Raw genomic sequence first — 777 nt, forward strand, 5'->3', positions numbered from 1 at the left:
CGGGCCATGCAGCGTGGAGCCGCCGGGCAGGGGTGTGGCTGGCTTCGCCCTGCCGCTGGGCCTGCGCCAGCCAGCGCGCGGGGTCGCCCGCAGTGGCGTCGTCGTGCCCGCCGAAGGCGGCCTCCAGCCAGCGCGTGGCCTGCGGCGAGCGCCAGGCGATGCGGTCCTGGCCATCGAGCACGACCACGCCCAGGCCCGCCACGTCCACGGCCTCGCGCGCCAGCCGGGCGGCCTGCGCGTTGGCCACGTGGGTGGCCAGGCGGGCCATCACCTCGGGAATGCGCAGGGGCTTGACCACATAGTCCACGCCGCCGCTGGCAAAGCCGCGCAGGATCTGCTCGGTCTCCGACAGCCCGGTCATGAAGACGATGGGCACGTGCGCCCACGGCGGTGTGGCCTTGATGCGGCGGCACAGCGCGAAGCCGTCGGTGCCGGGCATCACCGCATCGAGCAGCACGCCGTCGGGCACGGTCACCTCGAAGCGCTCGATGGCTTCTTCGGCATCGCGCGCGGCCAGCACGGCATAGCCTTCGCCTGCCAGCGCATCGCACAGCATGCGCAGGGTGTCCAGTGCATCGTCCACCACCAGGATGACGCGGCGCGGGGCGGCGGCCTGCGCGCTGTCAGGGGAGTTCGTCATGTTCGGGTTCTCGCAGTAGGTGGGCCAGGGCGTCGAAGTCGAAGCGGTCCGCGCAGGCCTGCAGCTGCGCCAGCGCGGCGGCATGCCCGGGCAGACCGTCGCGTGCGCTGCGCAGCCGCTCGCGCACGGCGGCGGCC

1 protein-coding gene is annotated in these 777 nt (G+C 74.0%); it reads right to left on the reverse strand.

Features of this window, described 5'->3' with window-relative positions; all coding sequences use genetic code 11:
* Positions 1-640: response regulator (locus AC27IO_RS24990; RefSeq protein WP_498741314.1), on the reverse strand; the 640-nt coding region annotated here is incomplete at its 3' end.
* Positions 641-777 lie beyond the last annotated feature (137 nt).

It is taken from the genome of Acidovorax sp. KNOB132, from assembly GCF_057541515.1.